Raw genomic sequence first — 19413 nt, 5'->3', positions numbered from 1 at the left:
TTATATGTCAATACAACCAAGAAAAGAAAGAAAAGCAAATTATGATGCACCTTTACACAAACGTAATACTCGTATGGCTGCTACCTTAAGTAAAGATTTAAGACAAGATTTAGGTAGAAGATCTTTACCTGTAAAAGTAGGGGACAAAGTCAAAGTACTTCGTGGTGACTTCAAAGACCAAGAAGGTAAAATTGAAGCAGTTAACTATAAAAAATACACAGTTAATGTTGAAGGTGTAACCTTAAATAAAGCTGATGGGACTACAATATTTCTCCCAGTACATCCATCAAATTTAATGATTGTTGATGTGGATTTAGATGATGAAAGAAGAAGCAAATTAAGTGAGGAAGAATAATGGCAAAAATGGGATCTAGAAAACATTTAAAAACTTTTAAAGCACCTAAATCATGGCCTATTCATCCAAAAGAACATACTTGGACTGTTAAACCTCAAGCTGGACCTCATGCTATTGAAGATTCTTTAACTTTAATGGTAGTTGTCAGAGATATTTTAGCTCTTGGTGATAATTCCAGAGAAGCTAAAAGGGTTATTAACTCAGGTAATGTTTTAATAGATGGTAAGGTTAGAAAAGATTACAAATATCCTGTTGGATTCATGGATGTTATTTCCATTCCTAAAACAGGTGAATCCTATAGGGTTCTTTTAGATAATAAGAAAAGATTAACTTTAAGCCCTATTGATGATGGTGAATTTAAATTATCTAAAATTGTTAATAAAACCACTATTAAAGGTGGAAAAACTCAATTAAATCTCCATGACGGTAGAAACATCCTTGTTGAAGATGAATACAAAGTTGGAGATGTATTAAAAATCAATGTACCTAGTCAAGAAATTGTTGAATCTTATCCATTTGCAGAAGAATCTACTGTTCTTGTTACTGGTGGTAAACATACTGGTGAAATAGGTACCGTTAAAGAAATCATTATTAATGATTCTTCAAAACCAAATACTGTTATTATTGAAAACGCAAGCAAAGATCAATTCTTGACCTTAAAAGATTATGCTTTTGTTGTTGGAAATGATGAACCAGTTATTTCTTTATTGGAGGTTAACCAATGAATCCAATGAATGAAGTTATTATATCTAAAGCTACTGTTAGTATTGGTGTAGGTGAAGCTGGTGAACAATTATCCAGAGCACTTAATTTAGTAGAAGAAATGTTTGGTCAAAAACCTGTAAGAACTTTTTCCAAAACTACTAACCCAGAATTTGGTATTAGAAAAAGACAACCTATTGGTTGTAAAGTAACCTTACGTGGTGAAAAAGCAGACCATGCTATTAAAATGGTTTTAGAAGGTATTAACAATAATATTAAATCAAGCCAGTTTGATAGTCAAGGTAACCTCTCTTTTGGTATTGCAGAACATATTGATATTCCGGGAGTTAAATACAATCCGGACATTGGTATCTTTGGTATGAATGTTTCAGTAACATTTGAGAAACCTGGTTACAGAATACACAAAAGAAAAATCCAAAATAAAAGGATTCCTCAAAGACATAGAATTACTAAAGAAGAAACTATGAAATATATGAAAGATAATTTTAATGTAAATTATGTTGATTTAGAATAGGTGGTTACTATGGCAAGAAAATATGGTAAAGGTTCTAAAAAATGTTCAAGATGTGGGGATCATTCTGCTATGATTAGTAGATATGGACTTAATCTTTGCAGACAATGTTTTAGAGAAGTCGCTCCTAAAATAGGATTTAAAAAATACAATTAGAGGTGTAATTATGACTCTTATGGACCCTCTTTCAGATGCTTTAACTAATATTAGGAATAATGAGTTACAAGTAAATTCTACTTGTACTATTTCTCCTGCTTCCAAATTAATTGGTCATGTTTTAAGTGTTATGAAAAAAGAGAATTATATTAGTAATTTTGAATATGTTGATGATAATAAAGCAGGTAAATTCGAAGTTGAATTAGATGGTAACATCAATCAATGTGGTGTAATTAAACCTCGTCATGCTGTTAAAAAAGATGAATACGAAAAATTTGAAAAAAGATATTTGCCAGCAAAAAACTTTGGTATTCTTATAGTCACTACTCCTGAAGGAATCATGACTCACAAAGAAGCTAAAGCTAAAGGTATCGGTGGAAGATTGTTGGCTTACATGTATTAGGTGATTATAGATGGTATTAGCTGCAGCTTTAAGGGAAGAAATTGAAATTCCTGAAGGCGTTGAAGTTAAATTAGACAATGGGGTTACTGTTAAAGGACCTCAAGGTGAATTAAACAGGAATTTTAACTATCCTAATGTTAAAATTTCCGAAGAAGATGGTAAAGTTATTTTAGTTACTGATTTTCCAAGAAACAAAGATAAATCAATGCTTGGAACAATTAAAGCTCATATTTCTAACATGATTATTGGTGTAACTGATGGTTTCACCTATCATATGAAAATTGTATTTGCACACTTTCCAATGACTGTAAAAGTTAAGGGACAAACTGTAACCATTGATAATTTTGTTGGTGAACAACACCCAAGGACTTCTAAAATTGTAGGTGACCAAACAAAAGTTACAGTTAAAGGGGACGAAGTTACTATAACTGGAATTAATAAGGAACATGTTGGTCAAACTATGGCTAACTTAGAACAAGCAACTAAAATTAAAGGAAAAGATCCTAGAGTATTCCAAGATGGAATATATTTAGTTAGTAAAGAATAGGTGATTTCTATGGATAGAAAATTTAAAAGACAGGAATATGCTAGATATAAAAAACTTGGAGACAAATGGAGAAAACCTAGAGGAAGAACTAGTAAGATGAGAAGATATGAAGCAGGAAAACCAGATATGCCTGCTATAGGTTATGGATCTCCTAAAGCTTCTAGGAATTTACATCCTTCAGGTTATAAAGACGTTCTTGTTCATAACATGAAAGAATTAGAAAACTTAGATCCGGCTACCGAAGCTGCTAGAATAAGTTCTTCTATTGGTAATCATAAAAAAGTCATGATGTTAGAAAAAGCATCAGAACTTGGTATTAAAGTTTTAAATAAATAATTATTATCTTTTATTATAAATTTTATTTTATTATAAAGGGGACTTAAATTAAGTATTTAAGTAGTATTAATCGAATGGAGGTTTATTAAAATGAATCTTACTACTCAAAGAAGATTAGCTGCGGATATTCTCAAAGTAGGACTCAACCGTGTATGGATTGATCCAGAACAAATTGAAGAAGTATCAAGGGCTATTACAAGAGACGGAGTTAGGCAGTTAATCGATCAAGGAGCTATAAAGGCTAAACCTCAAACTGGTATTAGTAGTTATAGATCTAAAAAAATTGCAGCCCAAAAGAAAAAAGGTAGACGAAAAGGAAAAGGTAGTGTTAAAGGAGCAAAATACGCTAGAACTCCTAAAAAACAAGCATGGATGTCTACAATCAGAGCTTTAAGAACTGATTTAAGAGATATGCGTGATTCTGGTGAAATCGATCCTACAACCTACAGAAAATTATACAAGATGGCTAAAGGTGGAGCATTTAGAAGTAAATCTTATATGAAAAACTATGCTCGTGACCATGACATGCTTAAAAACTAGGAGTGGATAGAATGGCACATGGATCAAATTATAAAGTAGCATTTAGAAGAAGAAGAGAAGGAAAAACTGATTATGCAGCTAGATTTAGAATGGCAGATTTAAATAAATCAAGATTAGTTGTTAGAGTTTCAAATGCTAATGTTATTGTTCAAATTATTAATATTCGTCCTGAGGGTGATGAAACCATTGTATCAGCACACAGTAAGGAACTAAGAAAATTAGGTTGGTTAGGAGGCTCTAGTAATACTAGTGCAGTATACTTAACTGGTTACTTATGTGGTAAAAAAGCATTAAATGCTGGTGTTGAAAACGCTATTTTAGATATTGGTTTAAGATCACCTATTAAAGGTTCAAAAATATTTGCAGGTCTTAAAGGTGCAGTTGATGCAGGTTTAGAAGTACCTTATGGTGAATCTGTTATTCCTCAAGAAGACCGTATTAATGGTCAATCCGTAGCGGACTATGCTGCTTCTTTAGATGAAGAAGAATTAAATAAACATTTCTCACAATATCTTGCAAGAGGTCTTCAACCTGTAGATTTACCTAATCATTTTGAAGAAATTAAAAATAAAATTGATGAGGCTGAGGTATAACTATGAGTTTTAATATGGAAGAATGGGAACCTAAAACTAATGTTGGTAAAATGGTTAAAGACGGAACCATTACCGATATTGATGAAATTTTTGAAAAAGGTCTCTCAATAATGGAATTAGAAATCGTTGATGCTTTACTTCCTGATTTAGAAGAAGAAGTTATGGATGTTAACTTAGTTCAAAGAATGCATAAATCTGGTAGAAAGGTTAACTTTAGAGTTATTGTTGCTGTAGGTAACAAAGATGGTTATGTTGGATTAGGACAAGGAAAATCTAGAGAAGTAGGTCCTGCAATCAGAAAAGCTGTTGATAATGCTAAATATAATATTATCAAAGTTAGAAGAGGCTGTGGAGATTGGGGTTGTGTTTGTGGAAGACAACACACAGTACCTTTCAAAGTTACTGGAAAGGCTAGTAGTGTAAACGTTACCCTCATGCCTGCTCCTGCAGGTGTAGGACTTGCTATTGGTGATGTAGGTAAAACTATCATGTCTTTAGCAGGTATTGAAGATGTATGGTCTCAAACTAGTGGTCAAACTCAAACTACTATTAACTTTGCTAATGCAGTATTCGATGCATTAAAACAAGTATGTAAAGTTAAAGCTAGTAATAATGATCTCAAGGCTATGGGAGTTATTTCCAAATAAATGGTGATTTTATGTTTTTAGTTATTAGAATTAGAGGAAGAACAGGTGTTAAAAAAGGTATCTCTGATACTTTAGATATGTTAAGACTCAATAGAATCAGCCATGCAGTTTTAATTGATGAAACTGACAGTTACAAAGGTATGCTCCAAAAAGGTAAAGATTATATTACTTGGGGTGAAATCAATACTGAGACTTTAACTAAAATTATCTCTAAAAGAGGTAGATTAGTTGGAGATGTCCATGTAACTGACGAATACCTTAAGGAAAATACTGATTATAAATCTATTGAAGAATTAGCTAACGCTTTAATTAAAGGTGAAATTAAAGCTCAAGATGTTGGAATGAAACCAGTATTCCGTTTCCATCCTCCTAGAAAAGGATATAAATCTATCAGAAAACCTATTACTGAAGGTGGAGATTTAGGATACCGTGGTGAAGATATTAATGATCTTGCTATTAGGATGGCATAATTAGGTGATTATATGATTAGACAAAAACGTAAAATTACTAAACAACGAGGTACCAGAACTAATGGTGGAGGAGTTGTTAAAAACCGAAGAGGTTATGGTAACCGTGGTGGAAGAGGTAATGCAGGTGCTGGTAAACAACATTGGACTAGAACTGTTATTGAAAATAAAAATTACTTTGGTAAACATGGTTTCAAAAGACCTCAAAAAATGATTAAGAAAGTTCGTCCTGTTAACGTTAGTTATTTGGAAGAACAATCTGAAAGTTTATTGGAGAAAGGTTTAGCTACTAAAGAAGGAGATGCAATTGTAATTGACGTCACTGATTTAGGTTATGACAAGGTTTTAGCTAAAGGTGAAATTACTAAGAAGTTCATCATTAAATCTCCTAAATTCTCAGAATCAGCTAAATCTAAAATAGAAGAAGCTGGTGGAGAAGTAGTAGAATTATAATATTTTTATATTATTATTTTTTATTTTTCTTTAAATAATTGACAACCAATTATTCTATTTAAAGAGGTAAAGTATGAGTAGTTTAGATGCATTAACTCCAATTTTTAAATTTTTGCCTGAAGTTAAAGCGCCTATACATAGACAAGATTTTAGGGAAAAAGCAAAATGGACTATTGTCGTTTTGGTTTTGTATTATGTACTTTCTTTAATACCGTTATATGGTTTAAGTTCAGGTGCTGTAGATCAATTTGCTCAGTTAAGAGCAGTTATGGCAGGTAGTTTTGGTTCTATTCTTACTTTAGGTATTGGACCTATTATTACCGCTTCAATTGTACTCCAATTATTAGTAGGTGCAAAATTATTGAATCTAGATTTATCTACTCACCATGACAAAGCACTTTTCCAAAGTACACAGAAAATTTTAGCAATTATCTTTACAATTTTTGAGGCAGCTGTACTTGTATTCACTGGCAGTTTAACTCCAATAGATAATTCTTACTTAGGGGTTATATTTTTACAACTTCTAATTGGTGCTATCTTGATCTTATATCTTGATGAGGTAGTATCAAAATGGGGTTTTGGTAGTGGTATTGGTTTATTCATTGCAGCTGGAGTTGCTGAACAGATTATGGTCGGTACTTTTAACTTTATTCCTGGGGCAAGTGGTGCCCTTCCAGGTATTATTCCTGGTTTCATACAGGGTTTAGTTACTGGTAGTCCTGATTTCTCAGTTTTAATACCATTGATTGCAACAATAGGTGTATTTTTAGTTGCAGTATATGGGGAAAGTATGAGAGTGGAAATACCTATATCCCAAGGTCAGGTTAGAGGACATGGAAGAGTTAGAGGTGCTGTTGGAAAATACCCTTTAAAATTTATCTATGCAAGTAATATGCCGGTTATTTTAACTAGTGCTCTTTTAGTTAATGTTTCATTATTGGCTAGTATGTTCCAAAAGTTAGGATGGCCTATATTGGGTAAAGTTGAAGGAGGAAGAGCGGTTAGTGGAGCAGCATTATATTTATCAACTCCTAATCAATTAAGTTTGATTTATACTAATCCAATAAGAGTTATTATTTATGCGATTTTCTTCTTAGCTTGTTGTATATTATTCTCATGGTTATGGGTTGAAATTAGTGGATTAAATGCTAAAGAAGTTTCTAAAAAATTATATCAATCAGGTATTCAAATTCCTGGTTTTAGAAGTAGTAAAAGACAATTATATAAAATTATGAAAAAATATATACCTGCTCTAACAGTTTTAGGTGGATTGTTTGTAGGTATACTTGCATTCGGTGCTGATCTTACAGGTGCTCTTGGTGGAGGTACTGGTGTATTACTTACAGTTGGTATTGTATACAGGCTTTATGAAGAGATTGCACAAGAACAACTTATGGACATGCACCCAGCATTAAGAAAATTCTTAGGACAATAAAAAAATAAATTGAGGCTAGAAAAATGACATTAGTAGTTTTAACTGGTATTCCAGGTTCTGGAAGTACTACAATACTTAATAAAACATTAGAAAAAGTCGATTATCTTCATTTAAATTATGGGGATGTCATGACTCAAATTGCTCTTGATGAAGGTATTGTTGAAAATAGGGATCAGTTAAGAAAATTATCTCCTGATACTCAGAAGGAAATTCAAAAACTTGCTGCTGCAAAAATTAGTGAACAAGCTCAGGATGGAAATGTTATAGTAGATACTCATTGTACTATAAGTACTCCTAAAGGTTTTTTACCTGGACTTCCAAAATGGGTTCTTGAAGAATTGAATCCTGATTTATTCATTTTAATTGAAGCAGATCCTGATGAGATCATTTATAGGAGATTAAATGATGACAGTAGAGAAAGGGATATTGAAAAGGCTAAAGATATTCAATTACATCAAGAAATGAACAGGGCAGCTTCTATGGCCTATGCTACTTTAACTGGAGCTACCGTTAAAATAATTAAAAATCATGATAATCATTTACCTTCCACTATTAAAAAGATGGTAAATCTTTTAGAATAAATTTAAATATCTCATGATTTAATTTTAAAGAGGAATATTATGGCAGATATTATAATATCTTTTTTAAATTATATTTTTAATCCCCTTTTATCATTGGATCCAACTCCTAATAATCCAATCTTAACTGTATTTGTTATATCTTTCATTGTTTCACTCATTACAACTGTTGCTAATAAATATTTAGTTAATCAGGATGAAATGAATAAGACTCAAAAAGAAATGAGAGAGTTCCAGGAAAGAGTTAAAGAAGTTCAAAAAAGTGGAGATCAAAAAGCAATGGCAAAGCTTCAGGCTGAGCAAGTGGAAATGATGCAAAAACAAAGTAAAATGATGACTGAACAGTTTAAACCTATGATTGCTACTATGGTTCCTATCCTTTTAGTATTTTGGTGGATGAGTGCATCAACTATTAAAAATACAGTAGTCATTTTACCTCCTCTTGTTTATTATTGTTCATTAACTCCAATCTGGCATACTATTGGACCATTAATTCCAGGTTATGGTGCAGCTAATCCACATGCACTTCCATGGTCAATTGGTTGGTTATTATGGTACTTCCTTTGTACCTTATTAATGTCTCAAGTTATTAGGAAATTTATGGGATTTGAACAAGGTTTCTAATCCTAAAATCAATTTATTATTATGATATAATAATAGATGGGGACCTTAAAACATTAAATAATATTTTTAAATATTATTTTATTTAATTTTTTTTAAAAATTATTTTTTTTAAGGTAAATACTTCTAAAAAACTCATATTTATAAATAACGAAAAACAATATATAATTAATTAATAATTTTTTATAATCTAAATTTGAATTTAGATAAATTATTTTAATTATTTTATTAGAATTTATGAATTACAAATCAAATTAATTAGGTGATATAATGCCTGCAAATAGGTTTAGATCTCGTTCATACAAAAGAATGAATAAAAGAACTCCTGGTGGAGAAAATGTATTAAGATACAAAAAGAAACGACCTAGTAAACATGTATGTGCTGAATGTGGTGCACCTCTTCATGCTGTTCCTAATGGTCGTCCTTATGAAATAAATAAATTATCCAAATCACAAAAAAGACCTAATCGTCCATATGGTGGATATTTATGTCCTAAATGTGCTCGTAAACATTTTAAAAATGAGGCTAGAAAATAATGATAATTACAATCGGTGGTCCTGCTGGTAGTGGAACTACTACTGCAGCAAAGGTATTATCTGAAAATTTAAACATTCCTTATCTATCTACAGGTTCCATATTTAGGGATATGGCAAAGGAGAAAGGGATGAGTGTGCTGGAATTCAGTAAATTTGCTGAAAATAATACTGACATCGATAAAGAAATTGATAGAAGACAAGCTGAACTTGCTTATGAAGCTGGAGACATTGTTGTTGAAGGTAGATTATCAGCTTACTTTATTGAGGCGGATCTTAAAATTTGGTTAACGGCCCCATTAGATGTACGTGCTAAAAGGGTTCATGATAGAGAAAATAAATCAATCGAACAAGCGGTACACGAAATTAAAATACGAGAAGAAAGTGAAGCTTCAAGATATAAGGAAATACATAACATAGATCTTTATGATTATAATATTTATGATGTAGTTATTAATTCAGATTCATTTAATCCTGAAAGTATTTCCCAAATTATTACAGATATATTAAAGGTGATATAATGGCATCAATAGAAGTAGGTAGAGTATGTGTAAAAACCGCTGGTAGAGAAGCTGGCGAAAAATGTGTAATTGTAGATGTTATTGATGAAAACTTCGTAGAAGTAGTTGGCGGAAATGTCAAAAATAGACGTTGTAACATTAGCCACTTAGAACCAACTGCAGATACTGTTGAAGTTTCTGATGATGTTGAAGCAGTTAAAAAAGCTTTAGAATCTTTATAGAACAATTTTATAATTGTTTTATAAATTCTATTAATTTACATTTTTTATCTTTGAAAATTTTTTAATTAATTGATTTCACTATTTTTTTAGACTTATGTCTTTCTTGATTTTTTCCCGATTTGTCTTTTAGGACGTTTTAAACTATATCTTTAGATTTCTGTTTTATGATTTTTTTTTAAGAATTTAGGTTTTTGTTTTTCTTAAAACCTCTGGCTGTCTATTTTATTTTTATTAATCAATTTTTACAATTTTAAATGAATTATATTTTTTATAATTATATTGTAAATTAATGAAAATATTTTATTATTTTTAGTATTTTGCTAAATAAAAAGATTTATATATTTATTATTTCTAATCCTTATTTAATAAAATATTTAGGGGGTTTATTATGGATGATGAAATTTATTTTACACTAACAGCTTTAAACATGTTTCATGGTGTAAAACCTTTCAGGATAGGTTCTATTGTTAAACTTGTAAAAGATTATGAGAACACCTATGATCTGGAAGCAATTAGGGCTGAATTAAGATATGCCGGTCCTTCAGCATATGTTGCAAATAGTGTGAAGACGGTTGTTAAAGGAACAATGAGTTCTGGAAGACTTTATGATAAGATTTTAGAAGAGGATTATGGTGTTGTAAAATTCATTTTCGATAATGTAATAATTTGTAAGTTATTAACTACAGAGGAGTTGGATACTGAGAAATCTAATCCAGAAAGTGACGTGAATTTTATTTAATCTAAATTGTTAAATTTTAATTAGAGGGGGAAATTAAATGGATAAGACTTTAAATGATTATTTTAGTAATCTTTCATATTTGGATGTTCAATCTTTTAAGAATATTTCAATAATTGGTGTTAAAACTGTTACATCTAATGATAAAATCGCTGATTTATTACCATTAAAGAAGGGTTTGGATTTGGGCCTTGTTACAATTTCAGAATGTGAGGACGGTCCTAGTGTCAATAGGGTATCTGTTAAAAATAATGCTGTAACTCCATTGATTATTCTTGATGGTGAGGAGTTAATGGGGGCTAAGCAGAATAGAATTGCAAACAATACTTATATTATACCTGCAAAGACTATGATGGATATAGAGGTTTCATGTACCGAGGAAGGTAGGTGGAGTTCTTCTTTCAGTGACTTTAAATATTCCGACCATTTTGCATCTTCATCAGTTAGAAGGGCTAAGTCCGAAGAGATTTATAAGTCCCTTAATAGGGATGGAACAAGATCTCCTAATCAATCCAGAGTTTGGAGCGAGATCAACGACGAAATCTATTCCCTTGATGTTAAATCAGATACATCAGCACTAAGGGATATGTATACTATAAATAAAAATAGGTTTGAGGAATATAAAAGTCACTTTCCTATTCAGGAAAATCAGACGGGTTCTATTATTTTCATCAATGGTAAACTGGTAGGTGTTGAATTATTCCATGATAGCAATTTATATAAAAATTATCATGATAAGATAGTAGAAAGTTATATACCTAATGCCATAAAGTCTGGTGGTGAAACTTTAGCCAAAGTAGATTATGATGTTTTGTTAAAAGATTTTATTGATAATATTTTGGATTCAAATCCTGAGTCATTTGATATTCATGGTTTAAATGATGAGTATAGAATTGATGATGAAAACATTACAGGTTCCATTACTCTTTTAAATGATGATATAATCAGCTCATCTTTATTTAGAAAAGTAGAATCTTAATTTTCTATTTTTTAAAACATATTTTTTTTAAAATTATTTTTTTTAATGTGGAGTTTTATTTTTTAATGTTTCTTATGGTATTTTGTAGTCATGTTTTTATTATTGGGTTTTGTTTTTTAAAGTCTAGAAATCTTTTTATAAATAGAATAATAAAGTATTTTTACTTATGGATTTAGATATAAATTAATATTTATTTTAATAAATTCTATTTTTTTATAGTTAACATATGCATAATCATAATTACTATAAGTATATTTGTAAAATAAGCTTTATTATTTAAAATATTCTTTAATTATATTTAAGAATTTATAAAATATTTTAATTTAATTTATTATTTAATTTATTTAATTAATTATTCAGTGGGAATTATGAGTGAATTATTGGAAAAATCTCGTTTTGAAACAGATTTTAAATATGGCTGTGTACCTGAAGAAAGGACAATTGAGGAGTATTTAAATAAAGGTGTTATTAATTTAGATAAACCTTCTGGACCTACTTCTCATGAAGTTGATTCCTGGGTTTTAAGAATTTTGGAAGCTGATAAAACGGGGCATGGTGGAACATTGGATCCTAAGGTTACAGGAATCTTGCCAATGGGCATTAATTCCGCAACACGTTCCATGCAACTTTTGTCATTAGCATCAAAAGAATATGTTTGTCTCATGAATATTCATGAAAGCTTGGATGAGGATATAATCAGAGAGGTTTTTGATGAGTTTACAGGTAAAATATTTCAGATGCCCCCTGTTAAGTCTGCAGTTAAAAGGGAAATAAGGGCAAGGGAAGTTTATTATGCAAATATTTCCGAGATTGAAGATAGATTCGTATTATTTAGAATAGGTTGTCAAGCAGGTACCTATGTTAGAACTTATTGTCATGATATTGGTGAGGCTTTGGGCTGTGGAGCACATATGGCTGAACTTAGAAGGACACAGGTAGGATCCTTTTCTGAGGATAATAATCTTGTTACCTTACAGGACATTACTGATGCATATTATTATTATAAACATGAGGGTAATGAGAAATATTTAAGGGAATCCATTATGCCAATGGAGGAGGCTGCTAGTCATTTGCCTAAGATATATATTAAGGATTCTACTGTTGCCGCAATTACTCATGGTGCAGATCTTGCTGCAGGGGGAATCTCAATATTATCTGATGACATTCGTCCAGGGGATACCGTTGCAATAATGACTTTAAAAGGTGAATTAGTAGGTTCCGGTATTAGCCGTTATTCCTCTCAGGATATTTTAGATGCTGAAAATGGCATTATTGTAAATACTAATCATGTTTTCATGGATGAGAATCTTTATCCAATTTCATGGAAATGATTTTGAACATTTCTTTTAATTTTTAAATATCTTCTAATATTTCTTTTAGATATTTAGTTTTTCAATTATTTCCTAGATTAACTAATTTTATATAAAAAATAACAAGCTTTTTATCTTAGAAGATACAATTTTATAATGTTATAAATAGATTTCATTGATTAAATTTATAAATAGATTAATTTTAATCTTGAAAAATTTTTTTATATATTGAGTATATTATATGTAAATAAGCAAACATTTATATATGATAAATTTAAAATATTATTATATCTTATTATATTGCTTGTTGATATAATGGATATAAGTTTATTAACTTATTTTTTTTATTGGTATTTTACCTTTTAGTATGTACTAGTTGGTTATGATATCTTGATGCCGAGATAGTCTAGCCTGGTAAGGCGCAAGACTGGAAATCTTGTGGAGGTTCTCTCCGCCTGGGTTCAAATCCCAGTCTCGGCGTTTATTGGTAATTATTCAATTTTTTAATTTAATTTTTTTTATGAATTTTACTTTCTTAATTAAGTTTATCTTAAAATATTGACTATTAACCAATAATTTGTGCTTAGAACCTGGTTCTAAGTTTTGATTGTTGAAAAAACTGTGTTTTGTAAAACTTTTTTTTAAAAATTTACATTTACAAAATATTCGAATCTACTACTTCTCGTCTCGTAGATTCGCTCTGATAAATGGAGGTTATATAAATGGCAGACGAAGAATTTAAACATTTAGTACGTATTTCAAGAAAGGACGTAGATGGTAATAAAACTTTCGAATACGCTTTAACAGATATTAAAGGTATTGGATTATCTTTATCAAGAACTATCGGTCTTACTTTAGGTTTCGACTTAAATGCTAAAATTGGATACATAAAAGACGAAGATGTTTTAAAAATCGAAGAACTTTTAGAAAATCCACAAAAATTTGGCATCCCTTATTGGATGTTAAACAGAAGAAACGATTATACTACTGGTGAAACTACTCATTTAATTGAATCTGATCTTGACATGACTTTAAGAGATGATTTAAACAGAATGAAAAAGACCAGAAGTTACAAAGGAAGAAGACACGAACTTGGTTTACCTGTTAGAGGTCAAAGGACTAAAGCTACATTTAGACATGGTTCTTCTGTAGGAGTTAGTCGTACCAGAAATACTGGGTTATAGTTGACTTTTTTTGGATTAATTAGTTGAATTTTTTAATAAATTAATTTTATATAGGAGATGTGATTATGGGACATCCACGTAAAGCAAGAAAGAAATATACTACTCCTCCACATCCTTGGAATGCTGAAAGAATTAAATCAGAAAACAAATTAATGGTTAAATATGGTTTAAAAAACAAAAAAGAAATTTGGAAAGCTGATACTTTAGTTAGAAAATACAGTAGGGAAGCAAGGTATTTACTTGGTTTTGCTCAAGATCAAGCTGTCGAGGATAAGAATGAATTATTAGGACACTTAATTAGAATAGGTGTTTTATCAGAAAATGCTCGTCTTGAAGATATTCTTAACTTAAATGTTGAAGATGTTCTTAGAAGAAGATTACAAACTGTTGTTTATCGTAAAGGTTTAGCACGTACAGCTAAAGAAGCTAGAATGTTTATTGTTCATGGACACATTGCATTAAATGGTAAAAAAATCGATTCTCCAAGTTACATGGTTAAAAGAGGGGAAGATGATTTAATTGGTTTCTATGGTAATTCATCTGTAGCTAAACAAATTGAAGATTATAACAATAACAAAGCAAATAAAGTTGAAGAAGAATCAGAATAGAAAAAGGTGTTATTTATGGCAAAAGATGAAAAATGGGGAATAGCAAATATTTATTCATCATTCAACAATACTATTATTACTGTTACTGATATAACCGGTGCTGAAACCATTACTCAATGGTCTGGTGGTAAAGTTGTACGTTCTGATAGACAAGAAGCTTCTCCTTTCGCAGCTATGGAAGCAGCTACTCGTGTAGCAGAAGATATTAAAGAAAAAGGATTTGTTGGTTTACATATCAAAGTCAGAGCACCTGGTGGTAACGGACCTAGAAGTCCAGGTCCTGGTGCACAAGCAACTATCCGTGCTTTAGCAAGAGCTGGTATTAAAATTGGTAAAATTGAAGATATAACTCCAATTCCTCATGATGGTACAGGACGTCCTGGTGGTAAAAGAGGTAGAAGAGTATAAATATGGAAGGTTTTTTAAATGGAGATTGAAGTCAAAAGTCAAAAAGATGATGAAATTGTATTCATTATCCGTGATGCAGAAGTACCTTTTGTTAATGCAATTAGAAGAATTGCTATGATGGGAGTTCCTAAATTAGCAATTGAAGATGTCAACATTGTTAAGAATGAATCTGCGATGTTTGATGAGGTACTCGCACATAGATTAGGTTTAACTCCTTTAGTTTCTGACTTGGAATCTATCGAAGGCCTAGTTCTTCCTGATGAATGTGACTGTGATGACTACTGCCCAAAATGCAGTGTTTCATTTACATTAAATAAAAAAGGCCCAGGAGTTGTCTATTCTAAAGATTTAGTCTCTTCTGACCCTAAAATTAAACCTGTATATGACACAATTCCTTTAGTAAAACTTAAAGAAAATGAAGAAATCGAACTTGAAGCTGTAGCAAAACTTGGCTTCGGTAAAGATCATGCTAAATGGATGCCGACTACAGTTTGTGCATACAAACAATATCCTAAGATTACCTTTAATGATGATGTGGAAATCGATTATGATTGTGCTTCTGCATGTCCTAGAGGTATATTAAAAGCAGATCGCAGATCTAAGAAAATTAAAGTTTTAGATATTGAAAACTGTGCAATGTGTAAAAGCTGTGTAAGAGCATGTGTCAATGATTATATTCATGTTGGATATGAAGAAAATAATTTTATTTTTAAAATAGAAACTGATGGATCAATGCCTCCAAAAGAGGTCTTATTAAAAGCTTGTGATGTTTTAGCGGATAAAGCAGATGAGCTAATTGAATTTAGTAAAGGAGGAAAATAATATGGCTAAAAAAGTTATAAAAACAAATCCTAACCTTTTTAAACTTATTAGAACTCTCAAAATTAAATCTAATCAAGAAGACGTAGCTATATGGAAAGATGTTGCATCTAAACTTGAAGGATCTAACAGAAGCACTGCTGAAGTTAATGTATCTTCAATTAACAGATATGCTAATGAAAATGAAGTAGTATTAGTTCCAGGTAAAGTTTTATCTAATGGTAATTTAGACAAAAAAGTTACTGTAGCAGCATTAAACTTCTCTAGTAAAGCTCAGGAAAAAATTGAAAATGCTGGTGGAGAATGCCTTACTATTAGTGAAATTCTTGAACAAAATCCTAAGGGAAGCAATATTAGGATTATGCAATAATCGGGAATGTAGGTGTTAATTATGATTGTTAATGGTGAAGGATGCATTTTAGGTAGACTTGCTAGTGTAGTAAGTAAAGCACTTCTTGAAGGTGAGGAAGTTGTTGTACTTAATGCTGAAAAAATTATGATTACTGGTAATAAGGATTGGGCTTATGCAAAATATAAACAACGAGTAGACAGAAAAAGTATTTCAAACCCTAGGACATTAGGTCCTAAATATCCTCATAGACCAGATGATATATTTAGAAGAACTGTTAGAGGAATGTTACCTATTAAGAAAACAAAAGGTAGAAATGCTTACAAAGGATTAAAAGCTTATGTAGGTGTACCTGCTGAATTTGCTGATAGTGAGGTAACTGAAGTTCCTGCAGCAGAATATGAAAACGTTAAAAAAGGTATAGAATTAGGCGAAATCTCAAGATTATTAGGAGCTAAATTCTAGATTGTAATGGAAGTGTAATTATGAAAGTTGTTCATACTAGTGGAAAACGTAAAACTGCTATTGCAAGAGGTACTGTAAAAGAGGGTACCGGTAGAGTAAGAATCAATAAACAACCTTTAGAACTTTACTCTCCTGAACTTGCAAGATTAAAATTACAAGAACCTTTAGACATTGCAGGAGATATCGTTAACGATGTAGATATCACTGTAAGAGTTAGAGGTGGAGGAGTTATGGGTCAAGCTGAAGCTGCTCGTATGGTTATTGCAAAAGGTTTAGTTCAATACACTAATGATATGGATTTAAAAGAAAAATACAATCATTATGATAGGACTATGCTTGTAGGGGATCCTAGAAGATCAGAACCTAAGAAATACGGTGGTCCTGGAGCTAGAGCTCGTAAACAAAAAAGTTACAGGTAGATTTATAGTTTTATTCTTTAATTATTTAAATAAAAAAGTGGAAATGATGATTTAAAATGATTCCTATAAGATGTATTAGTTGCGGAAAACCAGTATCTGCTTACTTTGATGAGTATAACAGAAGATTAGAAAATGGGGAAGATTCTAAAGATATCTTAGATGATCTTGGTTTGACTAGATACTGTTGTAGAAGAATGTTGATTTCACATGTTGAAACTTGGGAATAAATAGACAGACCACATTTTTAATGGGTTTATTTATTGTCATTTAGTAGTTTTTATTAACTTAGAATATTCTAAAATATTTAGGTTTTAGTTTAAATTTAAATATTTAAATAGTTAGTAAGATTTTTATAAAAATCATAGGAAGATTTTTTATAAATCTTTATTTCAATTCTTTTATATTTAATAGACATTATTTTTTTATGCCTATTAGTTAGGAGATAAAAAATGACTAGAAAAGATTTAACAAGATTTGAAAAAGCTAGAATCTTAGGTGCAAGAGCTATTCAACTTTCAATGGGTGCAGAACCACAGGTTGAAGTTGAAGATTCATTAGATCCTATTGATATAGCTTATCAAGAATTAGAAGCTAATGTCTTACCTTTAGATGTAGTTAGAGATGATGAATAAATAATTAATTTTATTTATCATATTCTTACTTTAATTAAAAGTTTTAACTTTTATTGAAAATTAGTAAACTAATATTTTAATTGTGAAATATTTAAATAAATCAATTAATTTAAATATTAGGTGTATTAATATTATATTAGATTATTTGAAATTCTTTCAATTTAATCGTTTTTCGATTATTTTTTATAAAAAATAATCACTTAAAAAAATAAATAAAAAATATCATAAGAATCTATAAAAGAAAATACTATTTTTTTAATGATTACATTGTAATCTCATTATAGATATTAGGGTAATAAATTGAACATGCACTTGAGGTGTTTTTTTGGATAGTATTATTGAAGATGTCCGTGTTAGAAAAATATTGGACAGTAGAGGTAATCCAACTGTTGAAGTAGATATTATTACTTGGAACGGTTTTGGTAGAGCTGCTGCACCTAGTGGGGCTAGTACCGGTTCTAGGGAAGTTAAATCTTTCCCTGAAGGTGGAGTAGATAAGGTTATTGGCGAAGTAGAAGATGTAATTTCTTCTGAACTTATTGGAATGGATGCTGAATATTTATCTGACATCGATTTAGTTTTAAAAGAAATCGATGGAACAGATAATATGTCTGCTATTGGAGGTAATACTTCTGTAGCTGTATCTATGGCGGCGGCTAAAGCTGCAGCAGCATCATACAACTTACCATTATACAAATTCTTAGGTGGAAATATGAAAAATGAACTTCCATATCCACTTGGAAATATGATGAATGGTGGAGCTCATGCTGGTGTAAATGCTCCGGATATTCAAGAATTTTTGGTAGTACCTGTAGGTGCTAAAAGTATTGAACAAGCAGTATTTGGTAATGTTGCAATTCATAAAAAGCTTAAAGAACTAATAGCAAAAAAAGATTCTGCTTTCACTGGTGGAAAAGGTGATGAAGGTGGATGGATTCCTAATGTAACTAATGATACCGCATTAGAAATTCAAGCTCAAGCTTGTGAGGAAGTAAGCAATGAACTTGGTTTTGAAATCAGACCTTCCCTTGACTTTGCATCATCTGAATTCTGGGATGCAGACAAAGGTAAATATGTCTATGAACAAGACGGTATTGAAAGAGATACCGGTGAACAAGTAGAATATGTTAAAGATATTATCAATACTTATGGAATGTTCTATGTAGAAGATCCATTTGATGAAAATGATTTTGATGGTTTCTCACAATTAACCTCTGAGGTAGGGGATAAATGTCTTATCTGTGGAGACGATTTATTTGTAACTAATAAAGAGTATTTAGCTAAAGGTATTGCTCAGAATGCTGCTAATGCTATTATTATTAAACCTAATCAAATTGGTTCATTAACTGAAACTTATGCTACTGTAAAATTAGCTAAAGAAAACAATGTTGTTCCTGTTGTTTCTCACAGGTCTGGAGAAACTACTGATGAAACTATTGCACACTTAGCTGTTGCATGGGGAGCTCCTATTATTAAAACCGGAGCAGTTAGTGGTGAAAGAATCGCAAAACTTAATGAACTCATCCGTATTGAGGAAGAATTATCTGACCCTAAAATGGCAAGTTTCAATTAGATATTTAGATGATTCTTTAAATTTTTTTAATTAATTATAATTATTATGAGTAGGGATAATATGATTATAATAACTATTGATTATGATAAATGTCAAGGTTCTGAATGTGCAGAATGTATTGATATTTGTCCAATGGAAATTTTATTACTTGACGGCGATAAAGTTACAGTTGTTAATCCCGAAGAATGTAGCTTATGTGAAGTATGTATGGATGTGTGTCCTGAGGAATCAATAGAAGTTATTGATAATGATTAACTTCACACAAACTCGTTAATAATAGTCAAATTTAG

General features: G+C 30.8%; 32 protein-coding genes and 1 tRNA gene. All 33 read left to right on the top strand.

Going from position 1 to position 19413, the window contains the following annotated elements:
- The first annotated feature begins 4 nt into the window (after positions 1-4).
- The 33 genes from rplX (at position 5) to ABM4_RS06135 (ending at position 19378) form a co-directional block, all read left to right on the top strand.
- Complete coding sequence (rplX, locus tag ABM4_RS06295) at positions 5-355, top strand: 50S ribosomal protein L24 (RefSeq protein WP_016358846.1); 351 nt, start codon at positions 5-7, stop codon at positions 353-355.
- A complete protein-coding gene (locus tag ABM4_RS06290; RefSeq protein ID WP_016358845.1) occupies positions 355-1080 on the top strand; it encodes a 30S ribosomal protein S4e in 726 nt (241 codons plus the stop codon). The genes rplX and ABM4_RS06290 overlap by 1 nt, the downstream gene beginning before the upstream one ends.
- Positions 1077-1592 (top strand): 50S ribosomal protein L5, encoded by a 516-nt coding sequence (locus ABM4_RS06285; RefSeq protein ID WP_016358844.1) that lies wholly within the window; start codon positions 1077-1079, stop codon positions 1590-1592. Before ABM4_RS06290 ends, ABM4_RS06285 begins: the two co-directional genes overlap by 4 nt.
- Positions 1593-1601: 9 nt before the next feature.
- Positions 1602-1745 carry a 30S ribosomal protein S14 gene (locus ABM4_RS06280; protein ID WP_016358843.1) on the top strand — a complete coding sequence of 48 codons (144 nt, stop codon included), beginning with the start codon at positions 1602-1604 and terminating at the stop codon, positions 1743-1745.
- A 10-nt stretch (positions 1746-1755) separates the two neighbouring features.
- Positions 1756-2148, top strand: coding sequence for a 30S ribosomal protein S8 (locus tag ABM4_RS06275; protein WP_016358842.1), 393 nt, complete (start codon positions 1756-1758; stop codon positions 2146-2148).
- A gap of 10 nt (positions 2149-2158) precedes the next feature.
- Positions 2159-2695 (top strand): 50S ribosomal protein L6, encoded by a 537-nt coding sequence (locus ABM4_RS06270; RefSeq protein WP_016358841.1) that lies wholly within the window; start codon positions 2159-2161, stop codon positions 2693-2695.
- Positions 2696-2704: 9 nt separating this feature from the next.
- Complete coding sequence (locus ABM4_RS06265) at positions 2705-3031, top strand: 50S ribosomal protein L32e (RefSeq protein WP_016358840.1); 327 nt, start codon at positions 2705-2707, stop codon at positions 3029-3031.
- A 90-nt stretch (positions 3032-3121) separates the two neighbouring features.
- The gene (locus tag ABM4_RS06260; protein ID WP_016358839.1) at positions 3122-3571 is read left to right on the top strand and encodes a 50S ribosomal protein L19e; all 450 of its coding nucleotides are present in this window, start codon (positions 3122-3124) and stop codon (positions 3569-3571) included.
- 11 nt (positions 3572-3582) lie between these two features.
- Positions 3583-4164: a 50S ribosomal protein L18 gene (locus tag ABM4_RS06255; RefSeq protein ID WP_016358838.1), complete on the top strand. Its 582-nt coding sequence runs from the start codon at positions 3583-3585 to the stop codon at positions 4162-4164.
- Positions 4165-4166: 2 nt separating this feature from the next.
- Complete coding sequence (rpsE, locus tag ABM4_RS06250) at positions 4167-4811, top strand: 30S ribosomal protein S5 (RefSeq protein ID WP_016358837.1); 645 nt, start codon at positions 4167-4169, stop codon at positions 4809-4811.
- Positions 4812-4822: 11 nt separating this feature from the next.
- Positions 4823-5281, top strand: a complete 459-nt coding sequence (locus tag ABM4_RS06245) for a 50S ribosomal protein L30 (RefSeq protein ID WP_016358836.1) — start codon at positions 4823-4825, stop codon at positions 5279-5281.
- 12 nt (positions 5282-5293) lie between these two features.
- Positions 5294-5731, top strand: a complete 438-nt coding sequence (locus ABM4_RS06240; protein WP_016358835.1) for an uL15m family ribosomal protein — start codon at positions 5294-5296, stop codon at positions 5729-5731.
- Between the two features lie 73 nt (positions 5732-5804).
- Entirely contained in the window at positions 5805-7166 is a 1362-nt protein-coding gene (secY, locus tag ABM4_RS06235; RefSeq protein WP_016358834.1) for a preprotein translocase subunit SecY, read from the top strand.
- A gap of 23 nt (positions 7167-7189) precedes the next feature.
- Positions 7190-7747, top strand: a complete 558-nt coding sequence (locus ABM4_RS06230) for an adenylate kinase (protein WP_016358833.1) — start codon at positions 7190-7192, stop codon at positions 7745-7747.
- A 39-nt stretch (positions 7748-7786) separates the two neighbouring features.
- Positions 7787-8368 carry a DUF106 domain-containing protein gene (locus ABM4_RS06225; protein WP_016358832.1) on the top strand — a complete coding sequence of 194 codons (582 nt, stop codon included), beginning with the start codon at positions 7787-7789 and terminating at the stop codon, positions 8366-8368.
- 267 nt (positions 8369-8635) lie between these two features.
- The gene (locus ABM4_RS06220) at positions 8636-8902 is read left to right on the top strand and encodes a 50S ribosomal protein L34e (protein WP_016358831.1); all 267 of its coding nucleotides are present in this window, start codon (positions 8636-8638) and stop codon (positions 8900-8902) included.
- Positions 8902-9420 carry a (d)CMP kinase gene (cmk, locus tag ABM4_RS06215; protein ID WP_016358830.1) on the top strand — a complete coding sequence of 173 codons (519 nt, stop codon included), beginning with the start codon at positions 8902-8904 and terminating at the stop codon, positions 9418-9420. The genes ABM4_RS06220 and cmk overlap by 1 nt, the downstream gene beginning before the upstream one ends.
- Complete coding sequence (locus ABM4_RS06210) at positions 9420-9641, top strand: 50S ribosomal protein L14e (RefSeq protein ID WP_016358829.1); 222 nt, start codon at positions 9420-9422, stop codon at positions 9639-9641. Before cmk ends, ABM4_RS06210 begins: the two co-directional genes overlap by 1 nt.
- Before the next feature lie 388 nt (positions 9642-10029).
- On the top strand, positions 10030-10380 hold the full coding sequence (locus ABM4_RS06205) for a hypothetical protein (RefSeq protein WP_016358828.1): 351 nt from the start codon (positions 10030-10032) through the stop codon (positions 10378-10380).
- 37 nt (positions 10381-10417) lie between these two features.
- Positions 10418-11356: an ARPP-1 family domain-containing protein gene (locus tag ABM4_RS06200; protein ID WP_016358827.1), complete on the top strand. Its 939-nt coding sequence runs from the start codon at positions 10418-10420 to the stop codon at positions 11354-11356.
- Between the two features lie 368 nt (positions 11357-11724).
- Entirely contained in the window at positions 11725-12687 is a 963-nt protein-coding gene (locus ABM4_RS06195) for an RNA-guided pseudouridylation complex pseudouridine synthase subunit Cbf5 (RefSeq protein WP_016358826.1), read from the top strand.
- Positions 12688-13061: 374 nt separating this feature from the next.
- Positions 13062-13146: transfer RNA gene (locus ABM4_RS06190), tRNA-Ser, on the top strand.
- Between the two features lie 242 nt (positions 13147-13388).
- Positions 13389-13850, top strand: coding sequence for a 30S ribosomal protein S13 (locus ABM4_RS06185; RefSeq protein WP_016358825.1), 462 nt, complete (start codon positions 13389-13391; stop codon positions 13848-13850).
- Positions 13851-13915: 65 nt separating this feature from the next.
- Positions 13916-14458, top strand: a complete 543-nt coding sequence (locus ABM4_RS09010) for a 30S ribosomal protein S4 (RefSeq protein WP_016358824.1) — start codon at positions 13916-13918, stop codon at positions 14456-14458.
- 15 nt (positions 14459-14473) lie between these two features.
- Positions 14474-14866: a 30S ribosomal protein S11 gene (locus tag ABM4_RS09005; RefSeq protein ID WP_016358823.1), complete on the top strand. Its 393-nt coding sequence runs from the start codon at positions 14474-14476 to the stop codon at positions 14864-14866.
- Positions 14867-14884: 18 nt separating this feature from the next.
- On the top strand, positions 14885-15688 hold the full coding sequence (locus ABM4_RS06170) for a DNA-directed RNA polymerase subunit D (RefSeq protein WP_016358822.1): 804 nt from the start codon (positions 14885-14887) through the stop codon (positions 15686-15688).
- Position 15689: 1 nt separating this feature from the next.
- Positions 15690-16055, top strand: a complete 366-nt coding sequence (locus ABM4_RS06165; protein WP_016358821.1) for a 50S ribosomal protein L18e — start codon at positions 15690-15692, stop codon at positions 16053-16055.
- Between the two features lie 21 nt (positions 16056-16076).
- Positions 16077-16499 carry a 50S ribosomal protein L13 gene (locus ABM4_RS06160; RefSeq protein ID WP_016358820.1) on the top strand — a complete coding sequence of 141 codons (423 nt, stop codon included), beginning with the start codon at positions 16077-16079 and terminating at the stop codon, positions 16497-16499.
- Positions 16500-16516: 17 nt separating this feature from the next.
- Positions 16517-16918, top strand: coding sequence for a 30S ribosomal protein S9 (locus ABM4_RS06155; protein WP_040681605.1), 402 nt, complete (start codon positions 16517-16519; stop codon positions 16916-16918).
- Positions 16919-16974: 56 nt separating this feature from the next.
- A complete protein-coding gene (locus ABM4_RS06150; RefSeq protein ID WP_016358818.1) occupies positions 16975-17145 on the top strand; it encodes a DNA-directed RNA polymerase subunit N in 171 nt (56 codons plus the stop codon).
- A gap of 222 nt (positions 17146-17367) precedes the next feature.
- Positions 17368-17550, top strand: coding sequence for a DNA-directed RNA polymerase subunit K (locus ABM4_RS06145; RefSeq protein WP_016358817.1), 183 nt, complete (start codon positions 17368-17370; stop codon positions 17548-17550).
- Positions 17551-17875: 325 nt separating this feature from the next.
- The gene (gene eno / locus ABM4_RS06140) at positions 17876-19123 is read left to right on the top strand and encodes a phosphopyruvate hydratase (protein ID WP_016358816.1); all 1248 of its coding nucleotides are present in this window, start codon (positions 17876-17878) and stop codon (positions 19121-19123) included.
- A gap of 60 nt (positions 19124-19183) precedes the next feature.
- Positions 19184-19378 carry a 4Fe-4S dicluster domain-containing protein gene (locus ABM4_RS06135; protein ID WP_016358815.1) on the top strand — a complete coding sequence of 65 codons (195 nt, stop codon included), beginning with the start codon at positions 19184-19186 and terminating at the stop codon, positions 19376-19378.
- The last annotated feature ends 35 nt before the right edge of the window (positions 19379-19413 follow it).

Source organism: Methanobrevibacter sp. AbM4 (genome assembly GCF_000404165.1).
GTDB lineage: Archaea > Methanobacteriota > Methanobacteria > Methanobacteriales > Methanobacteriaceae > Methanarmilla > Methanarmilla boviskoreani.
The sequence above is the reverse complement of the archived record's forward strand: the minus strand, read 5'-3'. Positions and strand labels throughout refer to the sequence as shown.